At 38.2% G+C, this 19044-nt stretch carries 16 protein-coding genes; 12 read left to right on the top strand and 4 right to left on the bottom strand.

Annotation, left to right across the window (positions count from 1 at the left end; genetic code table 11):
* Nucleotides 1–124: 124 nt before the first annotated feature.
* Complete coding sequence (dacB, locus tag COE25_RS28690) at nucleotides 125–1594, top strand: D-alanyl-D-alanine carboxypeptidase/D-alanyl-D-alanine endopeptidase (RefSeq protein WP_373605391.1); 1470 nt, start codon at nucleotides 125–127, stop codon at nucleotides 1592–1594.
* Nucleotides 1595–1722: 128 nt separating this feature from the next.
* Entirely contained in the window at nucleotides 1723–2451 is a 729-nt protein-coding gene (locus COE25_RS28685; protein WP_257209014.1) for a CBS domain-containing protein, read from the top strand.
* A gap of 92 nt (nucleotides 2452–2543) precedes the next feature.
* Here the strand turns inward: COE25_RS28685 and COE25_RS28680 are convergent, their stop codons facing one another.
* Nucleotides 2544–3269, bottom strand: a complete 726-nt coding sequence (locus COE25_RS28680) for a hypothetical protein (protein WP_098935083.1) — start codon at nucleotides 3267–3269, stop codon at nucleotides 2544–2546.
* Nucleotides 3270–3427: 158 nt separating this feature from the next.
* On the opposite strand from COE25_RS28680, the gene COE25_RS28675 reads away from it, so the two are divergent.
* Nucleotides 3428–6436, top strand: a complete 3009-nt coding sequence (locus COE25_RS28675) for a PD-(D/E)XK nuclease family protein (protein WP_098935082.1) — start codon at nucleotides 3428–3430, stop codon at nucleotides 6434–6436.
* The gene (locus COE25_RS28670; protein WP_098935081.1) at nucleotides 6429–9632 is read left to right on the top strand and encodes a UvrD-helicase domain-containing protein; all 3204 of its coding nucleotides are present in this window, start codon (nucleotides 6429–6431) and stop codon (nucleotides 9630–9632) included. Before COE25_RS28675 ends, COE25_RS28670 begins: the two co-directional genes overlap by 8 nt.
* Nucleotides 9633–9700: 68 nt before the next feature.
* Here the strand turns inward: COE25_RS28670 and COE25_RS28665 are convergent, their stop codons facing one another.
* Nucleotides 9701–10177 carry an SRPBCC family protein gene (locus COE25_RS28665; RefSeq protein WP_306573085.1) on the bottom strand — a complete coding sequence of 159 codons (477 nt, stop codon included), beginning with the start codon at nucleotides 10175–10177 and terminating at the stop codon, nucleotides 9701–9703.
* Between the two features lie 193 nt (nucleotides 10178–10370).
* Here COE25_RS28665 and COE25_RS28660 point away from each other — a divergent pair, with 193 nt between their 5' ends.
* Complete coding sequence (locus COE25_RS28660) at nucleotides 10371–11093, top strand: DsbA family oxidoreductase (RefSeq protein ID WP_098935079.1); 723 nt, start codon at nucleotides 10371–10373, stop codon at nucleotides 11091–11093.
* A gap of 65 nt (nucleotides 11094–11158) precedes the next feature.
* Here COE25_RS28660 and COE25_RS32465 read toward each other — a convergent pair whose 3' ends face one another.
* Nucleotides 11159–11575 carry a CotG/ExsB N-terminal domain-containing protein gene (locus tag COE25_RS32465; protein WP_373605390.1) on the bottom strand — a complete coding sequence of 139 codons (417 nt, stop codon included), beginning with the start codon at nucleotides 11573–11575 and terminating at the stop codon, nucleotides 11159–11161.
* Nucleotides 11576–11771: 196 nt separating this feature from the next.
* Between COE25_RS32465 and COE25_RS28650 the strand changes: the two genes are divergently transcribed.
* The gene (locus COE25_RS28650; protein WP_088088489.1) at nucleotides 11772–12863 is read left to right on the top strand and encodes a CotH kinase family protein; all 1092 of its coding nucleotides are present in this window, start codon (nucleotides 11772–11774) and stop codon (nucleotides 12861–12863) included.
* Between the two features lie 32 nt (nucleotides 12864–12895).
* On the opposite strand, the gene sda is transcribed toward COE25_RS28650, so the two are convergent.
* Nucleotides 12896–13039: a sporulation histidine kinase inhibitor Sda gene (gene sda, locus COE25_RS28645; RefSeq protein ID WP_251027004.1), complete on the bottom strand. Its 144-nt coding sequence runs from the start codon at nucleotides 13037–13039 to the stop codon at nucleotides 12896–12898.
* Nucleotides 13040–13260: 221 nt separating this feature from the next.
* On the opposite strand from sda, the gene COE25_RS31150 reads away from it, so the two are divergent.
* The 6 genes from COE25_RS31150 to COE25_RS28615 all read left to right on the top strand — a co-directional run bounded on the left by COE25_RS31150 (nucleotide 13261) and on the right by COE25_RS28615 (nucleotide 18598).
* Nucleotides 13261–13428 (top strand): hypothetical protein, encoded by a 168-nt coding sequence (locus tag COE25_RS31150; RefSeq protein WP_168244660.1) that lies wholly within the window; start codon nucleotides 13261–13263, stop codon nucleotides 13426–13428.
* A 268-nt stretch (nucleotides 13429–13696) separates the two neighbouring features.
* Nucleotides 13697–14353, top strand: coding sequence for a PIG-L deacetylase family protein (locus COE25_RS28635; protein WP_088088486.1), 657 nt, complete (start codon nucleotides 13697–13699; stop codon nucleotides 14351–14353).
* The gene (locus COE25_RS28630) at nucleotides 14350–15663 is read left to right on the top strand and encodes a glycosyltransferase family 4 protein (protein WP_180247653.1); all 1314 of its coding nucleotides are present in this window, start codon (nucleotides 14350–14352) and stop codon (nucleotides 15661–15663) included. Before COE25_RS28635 ends, COE25_RS28630 begins: the two co-directional genes overlap by 4 nt.
* Before the next feature lie 15 nt (nucleotides 15664–15678).
* Complete coding sequence (locus COE25_RS28625) at nucleotides 15679–16857, top strand: carboxylate--amine ligase (protein WP_088088484.1); 1179 nt, start codon at nucleotides 15679–15681, stop codon at nucleotides 16855–16857.
* Nucleotides 16858–16888: 31 nt separating this feature from the next.
* The gene (locus COE25_RS28620; protein ID WP_180247652.1) at nucleotides 16889–17962 is read left to right on the top strand and encodes a phosphotransferase; all 1074 of its coding nucleotides are present in this window, start codon (nucleotides 16889–16891) and stop codon (nucleotides 17960–17962) included.
* A 63-nt stretch (nucleotides 17963–18025) separates the two neighbouring features.
* Nucleotides 18026–18598 carry an RIO1 family regulatory kinase/ATPase domain-containing protein gene (locus COE25_RS28615; RefSeq protein WP_088088482.1) on the top strand — a complete coding sequence of 191 codons (573 nt, stop codon included), beginning with the start codon at nucleotides 18026–18028 and terminating at the stop codon, nucleotides 18596–18598.
* Nucleotides 18599–19044: the final 446 nt, after the last annotated feature.

Raw genomic sequence — 19044 nt, 5'->3', positions numbered from 1 at the left:
AATGGGTTTTGTGCATTTAGACATAAATTGGAAATCCGGTGGTTGTCCAATAAAATAACCATCGATGATAATATTTGTTATTTTCGGACAAACTCTAGGAAAAAGGAAAGGCTGGAACCAAAGCTTGATTAACAGACTTAAATATTACACCCTCATCTTCATTACGGTGCTTGCCGCATCCGTTCCTTCTATAAAAGTAAACGCCATGTATGGCCACGAAAAAATGACCCAGCAGATTAATCAACTAATTAATAACGAACCGGCATTAAAAGGGGCCATTGCTGGGATAAGTATCCGGTCGGCTTCAGATGGAAAAATCATCTATGGCCACCAAGGCGACATCCGCTTAAGACCTGCTTCCAATATGAAACTATTAACAGCTGCAGCCGCCCTTACTATCCTCGGAGAAGACCACACCTTCACGACGGAGATCCATACGGATGGCTTAGTGAAAAAGAAGACACTTCATGGGAATCTGTATTTAAAGGGGAAGGGTGACCCAACCCTATTGCAATCTGATTTTGATAAAATGGCTGAGGACATTCAAAAGCGAGGCATCAAAAAGATAAAAGGGAATCTTGTAGGAGACGATTCCTGGTATGATAATGTCCGCTATTCGCTTGACCTGCCTTGGAGCGACGAAACAACCCATTACGGCGCACAGATATCCGCACTCACCGCCTCACCGACCAGAGACTTTGATTCAGGATCGGTCAAGGTACTCGTGCAGCCCGGAATAAAAAAAGGTGACAAGCCGATCGTGAAAATAACCCCGAAGACAAATTATCTAAAAATAAACAACCACGCGGTAACCGTTCCGGTGGATGGTAAAAAGGATATCACCATCGAACGGGAACACGCGAGGAACATCATAACAATCGAAGGAACCATCCCAACAAAGGCTAAAACAGAAAAGGAATGGATTGGTGTCTGGGAACCCACTCGATATGCCGAGTCCCTTTTGAACCAATCCTTAACAGAACACGGGATACAGGTGACAGGAAAGCTAAAAACAGGATTGGTGCCTGACACCGCAAGAATTTTAACGACACATCAATCGATGCCATTATCTGAGCTGCTGGTTCCTTTTATGAAACTGAGCAATAATGTCCATGCTGAAATATTAATTAAGGAAATGGGTCGAGTCGTGAAAGGGGAAGGAAGCTGGGAAAAGGGACTAAGCGTTTTAAAAAATGAGATTACAAAATACGGGGTTAACCCCAACACATTGGTGCTAAGGGATGGTTCGGGCGTTTCACATGTCGACTTGATTCCAGCCAACCAGCTGACGCAGCTGTTATTTGCCGTCCAAAAGGAAAAGTGGTTTCCTAGTTATCTTCACTCATTACCTGTCGCCGGTGAAAGAGAAAAGATGGTGGGCGGAACTTTAAGAAATCGGATGAAGGATCCTTTGGTTCGAGGAAAAGTTTACGCAAAAACGGGGACCATTTCAACGGTGAGTTCAATATCAGGATACGTGAAAACAAAAAGTGGACAAACCTTAATTTTTTCAATCCTTTTAAATAACCTAATGGATGATTCAAAGGGAAAAAAGGTGGAGGATCTGCTGATTACTATTTTAGCCAATCAATAACCTATCGACTCAAATAGATAGATGGAACTTAACAATGCGTAAATAATTTCTTGAAAATTCGCAGTATTGATTTTACTATTATTATAATGAATAAATAATAAAAAAGAGCTATACCATGGGAGAGTCAAATGAATATGAATAAAAAACAAGGACAGTTACTTTCTGAACGGTTTGAGGTAGCATACAACCAAGTACACGAAGCATTGAGGGATATCGTCCAAATAAATGATGACAGATTTGTTGTCCTTGTGAAGGTTGGCGCGAAAAAATATCAAATCATTGAGACTTATAAAAAGGATTTAGAGCAATATGCCAGGCTGCGAAATGCAATTGTCCATGAAAAAATAGAGATTGGTTTTTATATTGCTGAGCCCAATGCTAAAGTTGTTTCTCATATTGAAAAAATCGCCAATGTTTTTAGCCGTCCTAATTATGCATTGTCGATTGCTACGAAAAATGTAGTGTACTTTGATTATCGTGACAGTATCTTAAAGGTAACAGCCGCCATTAAAGAACACGGGTATTCAAAGTTTCCAATCTATAAAAACAAAGAATGTGTCGGCTTACTTACAGCAAGTTCGATTGTGAAATGGATGTCACAAAATATGGAGAACAGCTCTGTTAACCTTTCCGATATCCATGTGTCAGATATAATGACATATGAGAAGGAACATCCGATAGAAATCGTCCCAAAAGATATTAATATTTTTGAGGTTGAAAATATTTTTGAAAAAGCACATAAGAAGAAGCGGAAAATAGAAGGTGTTATAATCACTGAACATGGGAAAGCGGACGAGTCCCCCCTTGGCATAATCACTGCTTGGGATCTTATTCAAATTGATTACACGGTTGAGTAATCATAAAGTTCTCCTACCGTGGAGAACTTTTATTTTTGGAAAAAAAACAAGCATACCGCTCAGGCATGCTCGTTGTATTCGGCTAATTTTGCTTAAAATTCAAACTCGCTTAATTGGTCCATATGGGAGGCAATCATCGCAATTATGGTGGTTGCTTCTTCTTTACTAAAAATGAAATGGGACTCATCCTTGATTAATTCATCGTCCGTCGTCCAAATCCGGTTAACGCGCTTGAGAACACCGTCTCCAGTAGCTTGCACCAATCCAAATTGATAGGTTACTTCGACTTCGTCTTCATGTTTGAAGGCCGTTACTTCAGGGGTGGACCAATCAACATCAATTTCCTCAAAGATGTCATCGCTGTTGACTTGTTCCGCTTCATAATACTCTTCTTCCTCATCATCTTCCACATAAACTGTTTCGACCTCATCACCATCATCAAAGACCTCGCTGGTCTGAAGATAGACCCCATCATCTGTATAGTGATCATCGCCGTTCATGTAATCATGAAGACTGGCGTGAACTTCCTCGATAATGTCTTCAATGTCTGAAAGGATGACCTTCGCCGTAAGTCCGCTGTCCACATCGAAGGTATCGATGTAAAATTCTTCGTTTTGCGGATCAAAGAACAGTGAGCAAAAATAATCACGCTCCAGTTCTTCGGTATCAACATCTGCGGTATCGACATAAAACTCAATCCTTGGATGTTTGGCAGCTCTTTCAACTGTCATTTGGCCAACCTGATCGTATTCTTCACAAATAGATTCCAGGTGTTCTTGCAGTTCTCCACAAACTCTGTCAAACCATTCTAACGACATCAAACATCCCATCCTTTCAAAGTTAATCGAGGTTATTATTACCAACTTTGAAAAAAATATGTTTTTTCAATAATATTGAAGGAATAACAAATATGAAACTAGAACAGAGTGAATAGGTAGATAATTATTTTTTTTCTTTTAGAAAGTTGGAGGTTCCCATGCAAGCCTTAATAAGCGAACTTAACCAAATCTGCAGTAAATTACCTTATAAAGAAAAAGTCGTGATCGTTGATTCTCATTCAATTGGGGAACAAATCAATGAGGCATTTGTTAAGGAAGGACATCAAGCAATTAATCTTAAGTATAAAACAGTAATCGACCTTGCCCAAACTCTTGTTGACCTGAATTCAGAGCAACCGCAAAATAGTTTAGATCATACGGTTGGAGTTCATTTTACTTACAATCTCCTTAAAGAGTTGAAGAACCAGGATAAGCTCCGATACTTTGCAGGAATGGAAATTACGCCAGCCTTAAGTCATGCCATTTTTACATCTATTCAAACAATACGATTAGCTGGCTATACAAGGGACACTCTGAAAATGAATGCATTTATCAATCCAGACAAAGCGAAGGATTTTTATGAGATCCTTGCTGAATATGAAAATACCTTAATTTCTGAGCAGTTTACCGACAAGGCCGGATTGTTAAATAAGGCAAATGAAACCGCTCAAATTGATGAAAAGGTAGTATTTATTTTACAATCAGGTCTAACCTTATCGCATTTAGAAGACCAATTCCTGAGAAAGATTATCCATGAGACAGTTTATAAGTTGCCGCTTGCACCCGTATTGGGCGTTAATACTCCTGAGCGAACAAGCCTTAGTTCCGTTCATTGGGGACCCCCGACTGCGCTTAGCTATCTCTATCAACAGGAAGAAGCGAGCGTTGAGCCAAACTTAGTAGTCTTTACTGCTAAAACAGAAGAAATGGAAGTGAAACAAATCCTAGAGAAGATTAAGGTCGCAAAATCTCCTCTAGACGAGAGTGTTGTCTATTATTCAAATGCTGATGCATACATAACCCTGTTTTCCCACCTATCCCAAAAGATGGACCTTCCGATGACCTTTGGCGAAGGCCTGCCGGTTTCATTTAGCCGACCGGGCCGGTTTGTTTCGGGGTTAATTGGCTGGATTCAGTCTAATTATAGTGTCACAGCCTTTCTTGATTTGTTGAATGAGGGTTTGATAGTGATGGGTAAAGGTGTTCCTTTTATAGAGGGTGGATTTGTTGAACTTGATGAAGTAGTGATGTCGAATTCAAAACTGACTAGAGTGCTCAGGGATCTTCAAATTGGCTGGTCCCGAGAACGCTATATTAAACTGCTCGGTGATGAATTAAACCGCTTAAGTGATATGGTTCTCGAACATGAAGGAGACCCGTATTATGAGAATCAGGCAAGAGATATGCTTTGGATTTGGGCGTGTTTTCATGAAATCTTTAAGAGACTTCCACCCTTAGAGTCAACCATGAATTATAAAAAATGTTTAACTGGGATCGCTTTTCTACTCAAATATAATTGTAAGACAAGTTCAGCACTCGATGAGATGGCAAAATCAACCTTACTTGAAGCCATCAAAACGATTATTCCGTATGCAGATGAATCATTATCAAGTTATGATTTGATTGAAAAGATGAAGGACCTGCTGTTATCTATTCGTGTTAATCAATCGCGGCCAAAACCAGGTCACCTCCATGTTTCAACTTATAAAAGTGGAATATACAATAGTCGACCAAATGTATTTTTCGTTGGACTTGATAACAAGAAGTTTCCTGGTAACGTAAGTGAAGATCCGCTTTTGCTAGATGCAGAGAGGATTCAATTAGGGAACGGCCTGCGATTACTTCGTGAAAAGGGTCAAGAGAACTTGTATACGTTGTTACAAGTTTTGGCAAATTCAAATGGTCATGTCACGGTCAGTTACTGCCATTTCGATATGAACGAAAACCGAGTCGTTAACCCGGCATTTGTTGTTTTGCAATGCTACCGTTTAATCACAGGCAATATAGATGCCGAATTTAAATCGTTAAAGTCACTGCCGTCATCAATCATCGCAACTGATATTTTTGAAGATAAAGACTACTGGAATGAAAAGTTAACAAATGATAGATCTCATCTGCTAAATGAAGGGATTCTAACCCATTTTAATAATGTTAAACAGGGAATCGCTGCCGAAACCGCACGAAATACTGGGAAATTCTCTGAGTATGATGGACTGATTCAGATTGATGCCGAATTGTATGACGCACGTCACAATCAGGATAAAAAGCTCAGTGCTGGCAAACTCGAAACACTCGCAAAGTGTCCGTATTCTTATTTTTTAAGAGAAGTTCTAAAAGTTAGGCCCGTAGAGGACTTTTCCTTTGATGCAAACAAATGGATGGATGCGGCTACCCGTGGAAGCCTGCTACATAGTATTTTTGAAAACTTTTATAAAAAATTACAGCAAGATCATGCCAAGCCTTCTTATGAGAAACATTTGGAGCTGATTAAATCAATTGCTCAAAACTTAATGGAACAGCAAAAGGAAGTTCTGCCGCCGCCAAATGAAAGAGTCTATCAACGTGAACGGAGTGACATCTTAGCATGCTGTGAGATTTTTCTAAAAGAAGAAGAGCTTCACAGCGAAAATTACGATCCGCTTCATTTTGAGTATTCCTTTGGGATTGGTGAAATGGATCCGGCGATTATTACTCTTCCATCAGGTGAAGTAAAAATTTCAGGGATTATTGACCGTGTGGACCAATCCAAGGACGGTAAATATCACATTATCGATTATAAAACGGGGAGCACGTACGGTTATGCGAAAAATGCAGCCTTCAAAGGCGGTCGACAGCTTCAGCATATGATTTATGCCTTGGCCATCGAACAGCATTTAAACCTTGGCGAGGGTGCAGTCGAGGAGAGCTCCTATTATTTTCCGACCCCAAAAGGATTGGCTCAAAGGTTTACGAGGAAGCAGGACCGTACACTCAGAACCAATGGTATAGATATTTTGGAAAAACTGATTGATACGGTAAAGCATGGTCATTTTGAAATGACTGATGATGTGAATGATTGTAAATTCTGTGATTATAAGCTTGTTTGCCGCCGCCATTTTTATGATAAAGAAAGCCTTGAAATGAAGCAGTCGAATCAAAAGTTAAAGGGGGTTAGAGCATATGACTAAGGAAATTCTCGATCAAGTGGCCCGGGATAAAATTAAATCACAACTTAAGAGGAATTTTTTAGTTGAAGCTGGTGCTGGTTCTGGTAAAACGACGAGCTTAGTCGATCGGATGGTCAACCTCATTTATACAGGGACAGCAGAGATTCAGGAAATTGTTGCAATCACTTTTACACGAAAGGCCGCTGATGAGTTAAAGGTCCGTTTTCAAGCAAAATTAGAGGAAGCGTGGAAAAAAGAACTGGACCTTGATATCGAGTTTCGTTTAGGTGAGGCATTGCAAAATATTGAGCGCTGCTTTTTAGGAACGGTCCATGCCTATTGTGCCAAACTGCTCCGAGAGCGTCCGATTGAAGCAAATTTAGATTTAACCTTTAAAGAGCTTGAAGAGTCCGATGATTTAGATATTTTAGAAGAAGCGTGGCAACTTCATTTACAAAATTTAATCAATGAAGAACCGCATCACTTTGAACTCATTGGAGAATTAGGGATATCCGTTGACAACCTATTTCCCTGGTTAAAGAGGCTAAAGGAATATTCCGATGTGGATTGGGTGACGGAAAGTGTCCCGAAACCAGTATTGCAGCCAGAATACCAATCATTTATGCTCCTAATCAAAGAAGCAAAACGATGCGTTCCTGAGGAGGAACCACCGAAGGGGTATGATAGTTTACAAAAAGCGATTTTAACGGCTGTCCAAAAGGAAAAATTCATCAATCCTTCGAAGGAAAAGGACATCATTAGTATTTTTGAATTATTTGATAAGAACTTAAAGCCAACCTATAATCGCTGGCCAGCCAAAGAAGATGCAAAATTTTATGAAGAGAAAATTACAGCAGTTTTTGAAGTATCCATCAAACCGCTTATACAAGCTTGGAAAGAATATTGTCATCCCATTATTATCAATTTTTTACAAGATGCTGTCCAAACCTACAAGCAATTGAAGAAAGAGAGATCACTACTAAACTTTCAAGATTTAATGATCCATACATCAAAGTTGCTTAAAGGTAATCCAGAAGTTCGCACCTATTTCCAAGCGAAATATCGCTATTTACTCGTCGATGAGTTTCAGGATACCGACCCGATTCAAGCGGAGATCATGTTTTATTTAACGAGTGATGACATTAATGAAAAAATCTGGACAAAATGCAAACCGAAAGAAGGCTCACTCTTCGTTGTTGGTGATCCCAAACAAGCTATTTACCGTTTTCGACGCGCCGATATTGATACATACAATCGTGTCAAACAGTTAATCGAGGAGCATGGTGGAGAAGTGCTCCAGCTGACGACAAATTTTCGGACACTTGACACTGTTACTAAGGAATTAAATAATGTGTTTGAAAAGCATTTACCTGAAGTGGAATCCGATTACCAAGCCGCCTATCGCCCGTTAATAGCCTTCCATGAGGACCAAGGCGAGGACTTTACAGGTGTGAAGCGGTTATCTGTTCCTGCCGATTATAAAAAGAAGGAAGAAGTCATATTAATCGATGCTGAAAACATCGCACTGACCATTCAAAATCTCATCGAGCAAGGCCATAATGCCAAGGATTTCATGGTACTGACCAGGTATACCGATGGCGTTGCTTCCTATGCGAAAACGATTGAGGATATGGGGATTCCTGTCAGTATTAGTGGTGAAGTTATTCTTGGTGAAACAAGAGAGTTCCAAGATTTATGGATCCTGTTAAAATCATTCTTGGACCCAACCGATGAAGTTGGTTTCGTTGCTGTGTTACGGGGGATTTTCTTCGGTATCAGTGATCAAGAACTATATCAATGGAAACAAGCTGGTGGAAGATTTTCCATTTACGCCAAGATACCGGCTGAAATTCCGATAGTTCTAAAAGATAAATTTGAAATAACATGGGATAAATTACAGCGATGTCAAAAGCTAATTCGGACGCTGTCGCCAACAGCTGCGATTGAAAAAATCATCGAAGAGGTCGGTTTCTATCCATTACTTTTGAAAAATGGCCGGAATAAACGAACGTATAGAAGTCTGCTTCAAATGCTAGAAGCCCTCCGAAAACAGGAGACGAATGGTAATACAACATATAAACAAGTAATAGAAGCACTGACCGAGCTGATTTTTGAAAAAACAGTGGTTGCAAACCTTGAAGAAGACGCAGATGCGGTTCGGATTATGAATATTCATAAAGCAAAAGGACTAGAGGCACCAATTGTCTTTTTGGCACATCCAGTCAAGTCAGTCAGTCCGGAATCCTTTTTATCACAGCATATTAACCGTGAGGACTATACTTCTAAAGGGTACTTTACGTTTACAGTGAAGAATGGCTATGCGGATAAAGAAATTGCGATTCCACTTGAATGGGATACACATAAGACAGAAGAGTTAATGTACCTTTCCGAAGAAGAGCAACGGATTATTTATGTCGCGGCAACTCGTGCCGAAAAAGCACTAATCATCAGTTCTCACACTGGTAATAAGAAAAACCCTTGGAATATCCTTTTTGAAATGGAAAACATCGAGGAAATAGAAGTACCTGAAATAGAAGTGTTTGAAATTAACTTAGAGCCAAAGGAGCTTACCTTATCCGAATATAAGGCGAAAACCGTGAGTAAAAACGCCTGGCTTGACCAAAGTAAAATGAAGACATTTGAATATTGGTCGCCAACAAAAGACAAAGATTATTCAGAGTTAATCACGATTGAAAGAGAATCGGGTGGTGGAAAGGATTGGGGAACGCTGATTCATGATGTCTTTGAAAAAGCTGTTCAGGGCCATGAACTTTCTAATTATATAAAGGTTGCCTTAAACAAATTTAAGCTTCCTATCGAAAGAGAGGAAGAAGTAAAGTCTTATCTGCAAAACTTGCGAAAATCACTCCTTTGGGATGAGTTAGTGACAGCGGAAGAAGTGCTGACAGAAGTTCCCTTTACGTTAAAAGTTGAAAAGGCCCATACTCTTTATACGTTAATCACTAAAAATCCTGAAGATACCCATCCTTTCTACGTCAAAGGAACGATTGATCTTATCTACAAAAAGAATGGCTCATGGAACATCGTTGATTATAAAACAGACCGAGCAAAACAGGTCGAAGACTACGAAAAGCTTCAAGCATTCTATAGCAGCCAATTAACTTTTTATAAACAGGCTTGGGAGGAATTAACCGAAGAATCCGTAAGCAAAGAAATACTTTACTTCATTGAACCAAATCAATTAAGGGCTCTTTAGGAAAAAAAGAAAATTCCACAGGCTTCAAGCTTGTGGAATTTTCTATAGATAGCTAGATATTAACTAGGCTATTTAACAAGCACTTTGGTATTTTTAAATTCTTCTTCAGCTACTTTTTTGACTCGCTCGCAAAATTGAACAACTATTTTATCACTGGCAAAAAGTAAAAATAACTTGAGAAATGCCTTTAAAGGTCGGTTTGTGCAAGTGTATTTAAAAAGAGTTTTCTGCTCATCGATTGCCGTTAATACATACAAAGCGGTGATTTCAAACATCTTGGCCAGTGTAAAGCCCACTTTTAATCTCCGTTTAACATTAGTATTCACATATTCTAAGGTCTCAACATCATACTCCTCGATTCGCTTACCTTCCCTATATTTTTGACGGTAGATGGTGCCGACACCTTCATTTGTCACTTTTACAGGTTGATGATCAACGACTTGCGGCATAATTTTTTGCATATCCGCTAGTGAGCCATTTAACAATCCCCAAACCTGATCGATGGGAGCATTAATTTCAATTTCCTTCATCCATTCTTTCAACAATCATCACCTCGTGCTATTATTTGATAGTTTTAATCATTATTCTCCATTTTACGAGAAAAATCCTTTACTTTACACTGGGTTAACTTTACTTTCTTTGCAGGTAAAATCAACCAATTTATCATGAGCAACTATGAATAGTTTTCTCTGACCTTGTGTTATTATAAAATTTAACCGAAGAAAATGAGGTGTCAATATGAAAATTGAAGTTTGGTCTGATTATGTATGTCCGTTTTGTTATATTGGGAAACGCCGATTAGAAGTGGCGTTAGATCAATTTCCACATAGGGAAAAGGTAGAAGTTGAATTCAAAAGCTTTGAACTTGACCCAAATTCTCCAAAAAATATTGGTCAGAACATCCATGAAGTATTAGCAAAAAAATATGGAATGAGTGTTGAAAAAGCGAAGGAAGCAAATCAAGGGGTGGGGCAGCAGGCAGCCACTGTTGGGTTGAAATTTAATTTTGATGAGATGAAGCCAACAAATACGTTTGATGCTCATCGCTTGGCTAAATTTGCAAAAATACAAGGGAAGGAAGCCGCTGTCTCAGAAATGCTGCTGCATGCCTACTTTACAGAGTCGAAGCATATTGGAGATATTGAAACATTGGCAGACCTAGCTGAAGCGGCAGGATTAAATCGCCAGGAAGTAGTGCAAGTCCTTAATGATAAGGAAGCCTATGCAACTGATGTTCGTCAAGATGAATCTCTTGCACAGCAGTATGGTGTTCGCGGTGTTCCATACTTTGTCATTAATCAAAAATATGCCATTTCTGGTGCACAACCGACGGAAACTTTCATGGGGGCACTACAAAAAGTTTGGGAGGAAGAGTCTCCAACACCAGTGCTGCAGGATCTTTCCACCGAAGACGATGTTAGCTGTGCGGATGGCAGCTGTGCCATTCCTGAAAAAAAGTAGATTTTGACCATAACAAAAGATGGGGAAGGAAACTAAGTTTCCATCCCCTCTCGTTTTTAAACTTATTAGCGTCTGCGGACTCGTAAATTCCACATATTGCCGTCTTTCCAACATCTATTTATTTGAGTATTGCTACGTGAGTTGTACCGCCACCCTGACCATTTACAGCATCTTGAAGTTCTTCTCCTTGAAGTTCTTCTCCTTGAAGTATTTCTCCTTGAAGTATTTCTCCTTGAAGTTCTTCTCCTTGAAGTGTTTCTTCTTGAAGTGTTTCTCCTTGAAGTATTTCTTCTGGATGTATTGCGGTTTCCGGATGTATTACGTCTAGAGGTGTTCCGGCGTAATGTCATCCGCCGCCCGGATGTTCTTCTGCGTGTGGTGCCACGATTCTGACCTGGGTCACGAAACATAAAGTCTCCGAAACCACCCCGTCTTACTTCATCTGCAGCTCTTTGAATATCTTCAGCTGAAAAATCACTCATATTATTTTTGCACCTCCTTTAAGCTTGAAAAGAGAGTACGAAACTATTTGTCCAATTAACTCACTCTTCTCTTATCAAAATACGTATCGTCAGAAACAATGGAATGAGCCAAAAGCCTAAAATAAGAAAAAATGCTATTCAAACGTGACCAGAATCCAATTTCCTTCATACCAATAAAGGAAGGAGGAATTAAAAAATGGACGAGGCTGCAAGAATACCGGAATACAAGCTTTTTATTAGGCCGAATGACCTTCGGGAACTCAGAAGAGACATTTGGATTGATGAACCGATTCCTGCTCAGTTAACGATTGAAGGGAAAAGACTCGAGATTGATGTGGCCTATCGAGGATCACATATCCGCGATTTTCCGAAAAAATCATATCAGGTTTCCTTCTATAAACCCAAAAAATTCAGAGGTTCAAATCATATTCATTTAAACGCAGAATATAAAGATCCTTCAATGATCCGAAATAAACTGTCGTTTGATTTCTTTGCGGAGCTTGGGGTTTTATCACCACTATCGCGCCATATCTTTTTAATCCAAAATGGAAAATCAGAAGGGGTTTATTTGGAAATCGAATCAGTAGATGAGAATTTTTTGAAAAGAAGAAACCTTCCAAACGGAAGCATTTTTTATGCGGTCGATGGTGATGCAAACTTTTCGTTGATGAGCGATTTAGATAAGGAGACCAAAAAATCACTGGAGTTAGGGTATGAAAGAAAGGTGGGGAAACCTGAAGATGACTATTTCTTAAAGGAATTAATATTTAATATCAATACGATTGCGAATAATGAATTCGAGAAGGAAATTCAAAAATTTGTGGATATTGATAAATATCTCCGCTGGATGGCTGTAATTATTTTTACTTCAAATTATGATGGTTTCGTTCATAACTATGCGCTTTACAGGAATGGTGAAACGCGCCTTTTTGAAATCATTCCTTGGGATTATGATGCGACATGGGGAAGGGATGTTAATGGAAAGATTATGGAGCCCGATTATGTACCGATTGATGGGTTCAATACATTAACCGCCCGTATATTAAATGTAGATACCTTTCGACAACAATATCGAATGTTACTTGAAGAAATGATGAAACAGCAATTTACAGTAGAAAATATGATTTCGAAGGTGGAAAAAATGACACAATCGATTCGTCCGTTTGTCAAACAGGATCCATATAAAAAACACGATATAGATATATTTGACCAGGAATTATCGGTAATAACCAAGTATATCGAGGAAAGAAGAAAGTACTTATATAGGAAGTTAGCAATACTAGATTAAAAAAACCACCCGAATACGGATGGTCTAAAGGCTTAGATAATAGTTTCATGAATTAAATTTCTATGACTGATCTCAGTTAGTAATAAATGAATAAAGTCAGTGCAAAGTTCTAGACGGATGGCTTCGTGGTAGGCATCAATTAAAAAAGTATCTTGTAGTAGCTGCAGTGATTTCAAAACTATATCCCTCGTTTTTTAATTTTCTATGACTATTGTAAAATAAATTAAGGCTTTGTGGGGGTAAAGCGATGAAATTACACAAAATCTTCAAACTAAGATAAAAATTTTATTCAATGTGATTTTTTACCTTGCTTCATTGCAAAAATGGTCACCAAACGAAACATTTTCTAAAAAATAAGCGTCTAATCGCTATTGGAAGATAAGGAGTGTGGGAAGGAATGCTGCGGAAGGTAATTATGGTTACAGATAATGAAGAAAGTGTGAAAAATGCGGTAAGAGAAATCTTAAAGGCCAAAAATAAAGGTCATGAATATGCGCTTGATTTAACAAGAATTAAAGATAGGGAACGAAAAACAGCGATTATGAAAAGGTTGACGAGGTTTTAATCAACTAATTTAATAGAAACATAAAATTGTAAACCGGTCACTGTTGAAGAGTTTGTAAAAAAATTAATCCAGCAAATTTGAACATATGCGAAATGCATATGTTTTTTTCCTTTTTTGAAAGCGATAGAATCAGGTGTACAAGCCGAAACAAATGAATATCGCTTAAAATCAGCCCATTTTTTATTTATATTCAGAATGTCCATATCCACTTTGTCTTAATTCCATATAATTACAAGAAAACTATTTTTACAGGAATTGAGGTGCTTTCGTGAGTAAGAATGTGCTTGTGATTGCCGCTCACCCTGATGATGAAATTCTAGGGAGCGGCGGAACCATAAGAAAGTTAATTAATCTTGGCTATAAGGTAATTTCAGTTATTGCTGCTAAAGGACGGAAGGAAGAGGAAGATAACATTCAGCCATTAATGCTGGAGGCAAACAAACACTTAGGAGTAGAAGAGGTGTTATTTTTGGGATTCCCCAATTTATTATTGGAAACCATACCTCTTCACGAAATCAATAAATCTATCGAAGGACTTTTGGATAAGTATGCTCCTTCAAAGATTTTCACGCATCATTATGGTGACACCAACAGAGACCATCAAATTTTGTTTCAGGCAGTGTTAACAGCAGCTCGGCCGTTGCCTGGGAAAGATCCGATTGAAATTCTTTGTTTCGAAACTGTTTCTTCCAGTGAGTGGAGCCAGCACACGAATGATAAAGAATTTAAACCCAATTATTTTGTGGATATAACAGATACCATCGACGACAAGCTCAAATCTCTTCACCATTACGATGTAGAAATGAGACCATTCCCACATCCTCGTTCCTATGATGGAGTAAAATATTTAGCTAGGGTAAGGGGAATGACCGTTGGGGTAGAATATGCGGAAGCTTTTGAAATCATTAGGAGGGTATGGAAGTGAAAGATGAACTACAAAATGACCAATCTTTTCAGCCGACCCTTTTTCCTTACCTAATCTCTGCTATGGATCAATATTATGGGGTCAATAATCCTTATGAAGAAGAATATGAGCTAGAATGGTGGTGGCCAAACGAATCAGCAGAAATACAAAACAAAAAAATGAGGATATTAATCACAACGTTTTGGGAATATCCAGTTATCGGTGGTCTGCAAAACTACATCACTTCACTTAAAACCGGCTTGGAAAATTTAGGACATAGTGTCCATGTTATTGCACCTAACCATTTTCCGGCCGATGAAATGAAGGCATTACGCGATAGCTGTTCAGAGAAATTCACACAATTTTTTAACGATCGGTATGGAAGCTGTAATCGTAAAATACTACACAATATCAGCAAACTATACAGTTTTTATATGATGCTAAAGGATATTGATCTGGCGGAATACGATATTATTCACGCACAAGATCGATATACTGCTAATGTAATAGGAATACTAAACCAATCCTATCAAAAACCTCTTCTTTTCACACCGCATGGATTTATGACCCAAAGCAGATTAAAGTTTAACTTGATGGAAAGAGGATCGGTTGAGGAAATCTATTTTTCGGCCATTGATAAACAAGCCATTAAAAATGCCAATCAAGTAATCGTCCTTTGTGATGTCTTTCGCCCAATTCTAATAAATTTAGGCGCAGAGGAAAATAAAATAACCACTGTTTATACTGGGATTGATTTTGGTGGAGGGAAGAATCAGAAGAAAAGTAAAAAAAGCCAACGCAACACGGTAATTACCTGTGTCTCACGCCTGCGCCCCCGCAAAGGACATGGATATTTATTTAAAGCTCTCGCTCTTATTAAAGACAAGCTGAAAAATGTAGAAGTACGGATTGTAGGCGATGGTGAGATGAGAAATACGCTCGAAATGCAGGTAAGTGAGTTGAATTTAAAAAACGTATCTTTTTTAGGTTCCAGAGAAGACATACCTAAATTGTTAAGCGAATCAGACATTTTTGTTCTTCCAACCACAAGTGATACGCTGCCAATCTCATTAATCGAGGCAATGTTTGCCAATCAGGCTATTCTTACGACTAATTGTGGCGGCATTCCGGAAATCATTAAAGATAACTATTCAGGATTGATAGTTGAACCAGCTAACCCAAAGCAACTTGCTGAAAAGTTATCGCTCCTTTTACGAAAAGAATCACTTAGGAGAGAATTAGCGGGCAATGCACAGTCATTTGCGCAACAACATTTAACCTTTAGTAATATGACCCAAAGGATTGAAAAAATCTACCAATCATTTTTATGAAAGGGGGAAAAAAGTATGCAACATGATGTTCCTGCCGTTGTACTCGATCTAAGTGCAACCGGAATAGGTATTGTGCGGAGTTTAGCGAAAAAAGGGATAAAGGTATATGCGTTTGATACTAAAGGAAAATATGAAATTGGTAAAACGCGGTTTGCCACCTGTGGAATTTGCCCAAATCCAGTTAGTGAAGGAGCTGCGTTAATTCTATTTCTTACCAGAATGGCCCAAAAGTTTGGCCAAAAGGCAGTCCTGTATGCGGGGTCTGATGACTTTGTACAGTTTATTTCAAAAAACAGATTTGTTCTTTCACACTATTATCGCTTTCTATTACCTAAACACACACTAGTTGAAGCCGTATTAGATAAAAGATTAACGTATGAATTGGCCCTGAAATCAAATGTGCCATGCCCCAAAACCTACGCAATAAATAACGAAGAGCAGTTTGAGCAAATCATCCATCAAATTACCTTTCCTTGCATTTTAAAACCAGTTCATTCTTCTCATTTCCGCTCAAATATCGATCATCGTCTATATAAGAAAGCCATTGTAATAGAACAGCCTTCCCAATTGAGAGAAGAGTACCTTTTTTATCGGCCATTCGGTGAACTAATGGTCCAGGAAGTCATCCCTGGTGACGAGGATTGTATTTATTCCGTCAAGACATTTTTTGATGAACAGATGAATTTAATTGGCATATGGATGAACCAAAAATTACATCAATTCCCCCCTCATTTTGGTTCCACCGCTCTTGCCCTCAGTATTAGGGACGAAGAAGTTATTCAACTCGCTACTACCTTTCTAAAAGATATTCAATTCAAAGGCTTGGCGATTGCCGAATTTAAACGGGACCCAAGAGATGGGAAATTGAAATTTATCGAAATCAATTCAAGAATTGGTTTAACTCAAGCGTTATCGATGGCTTGTGGGGTAAATTTGGCCTACTTGTATTATTTATCCCTTACCGGGCAAAATCCAGCACCAGTGACAGTGCAGAAAGAAGGGGTCAAATGGGTTTACTTTGTCCGTGATTTTCTTTCCTTTCGCCAAAAACAAAAAAATGGGGAAATGAGGTTCTTAGAATGGGTAAAAAGTTTATCTGGAAAAAAGGTGGAGGCTCTTTTTGCTTGGAATGACCCTCTTCCGTTTGTTCGAAGTTTTGTTTCCCATTTGCGAAACTTATGGGGGAGAAAATAAGTGATGGCAGAGGAAGGTGGGAACTTTAGTTTTGAATAATATAGAAGAAATTATTAGCTGTTGGAAGCAATTTGATTGGGAAGAGAAGCTGAAAAATGTCCTTGGTAAAAAAGTAAAGTTAGTGGATGAAAGAATAGAATGCCTCAAAAATACACGGGAAAAGACAAGTATTTGGAAGTTGGTACTAACTGATGGTCAGGAATTCATTCCCATAGTCCTTAAAATATATAAACAACCACTGAAGGAAAATCATAGATTAGAAATCAGTATGTATCAAAAAGCCTATACCATTTATCATGAGTTTATGCCGCGATTATATCTGCTTGAACAGAATGTAAATGGTAATGAAACATGGATGTTCACCGAATGTTTGAAGCCGATACGAGGACAAATAAAATTAGCTCCAAAACATTTGGAACGAATTATCCCAACCGTGGCAAAATTTCATGCCCTAACCTTTGATCATCGATTTTTGCAGCATGCGGATCTTTTTGACGCCTCTCTTCCACATTTTGATTCTGAGGAGAAGGTAAAGGAAAGGACTAAAGGAATCAATAAAGCAAAGGAGAACCTGGATCTGGCAATGAAAGATCCAAACTTAAGAGAATTGGTGGCACCAAGGTATAAAATGATCAAAAAAATATTAAAAAAAGGACCTGTGTTTTTTCCTGAAATTACGGAATCTGGACAATGTCTTATCCACGGTGACCTTCATGTCCACAATATTTGCTGTGAAAATGCCAATGATGAGGAGGAGAATTGGAAAGTCTCTTTGATTGATTGGGAGTCTGCGAAGCATTATCCATGCTGGTATGATTTGGTCGTTCTAGTCGAATTATTAATTGATTTTCGTTCGGATTGGCAACAAAGGGAAGAGGAGATTCGAAGTCAATGTGTGCAGGTTTATTGCCAAGAAATGCTGAAATATGGAATAACCTTCAATGAGGATCCACTGAGATTACTAAAAAAGGCGTATTTACAGAGAACTCTAGAAAAAAAGCTTTCTAGTCATTTGCAAAAAGTGCTGGATGGTGGAAAGAGCACACTTCTCAAGAGATACCTTGAGAAAATTGAGGTTTGGGGAAAAGAACTCGGGTTATATTAGAGCAGTCTCCAAGATTTAAATAAAACAAAGGGGTTTAAAATTTCGAAATAGAAGGAGATTAAAATGAATGATTTTGAAAAAATAGTAGCCAAGAATAAAGGCGCTGTAACCCTTCAAGATCTGAGCGGTTACACAATGATTGGGAAGGGTGCTGATGGATCCATCTTTCAATTGACACCTAAGAAGTGCGTCAAAATTTTTGTTAATGAAGACACACAAAAAAAGGAATTAAATGCATTGCAATTAGGACAATCGTCACCTATTATTCCTAAATTATATGAATATGGTGAAAACTATATAGTGATGGAGTTTGTAAATGGTTATAATCTTAAGCATTATCTAAAAAGAGAAAAAAATCTTTCAGAGGCAATCGTAGGAAAAATTTTATCGATGCTGGATGAAATGAAAACTGTAGGTTTTACGAGATTAGATATTGAAGTTCGCCACATTTTTTTCAATGAGCTGGGGGAGATAAAAATAATCGACCTCAAGAGGGCATTTAATACAGACAGGGCTGTCCCTGCCAAATTGTTATCTGGATTAAAAAAACTTGGTTATTCAGATGAGTTTTTGCAACATGTGAACAAGCTTAGCCCATCCAAATATAAGGAATGGAAAAACCTAGGGAATGAATAAGGTGGCACTTGAAAAGGTTTGGTAGAGGTTCCAAGAAGGCGGTGGTTAAATGATCCACTGTCTTTTAAAATTGATTATCTATTGATGGATCAACTAATGAACTATAATCAATTCCTTCTATTATTTCAGCTAGAATTATTATTAATTATTTTTGGCAAAATGGAAAACATTACACATTGAACCCTATTGTCTACCATGATAAGATAGTACTCGTTGACAGCAAAAACGAGTGGTTAATAAATACTCCATGCGGTGCTGTTAATTGAAGTTGAATTGGAAAAAACTTTACATTGAACTTATAGTAACTTACATGTTATTATAGGAAAGTTCTCTTCGGACGAGTTACACATTGAGTGTTAAAAATTAGTGTTGACTTAAATAGAGAAATAATAGTATAATAGTTTTTGTCGCTTCTTTGGAAAGTGAATTTGTTCTTTGAAAACTAA

The organism is Bacillus sp. AFS031507 (assembly GCF_002584635.1).
Taxonomy (GTDB): Bacteria; Bacillota; Bacilli; order Bacillales; family Cytobacillaceae; genus Neobacillus.
The sequence above is the reverse complement of the archived record's forward strand: the minus strand, read 5'-3'. Positions and strand labels throughout refer to the sequence as shown.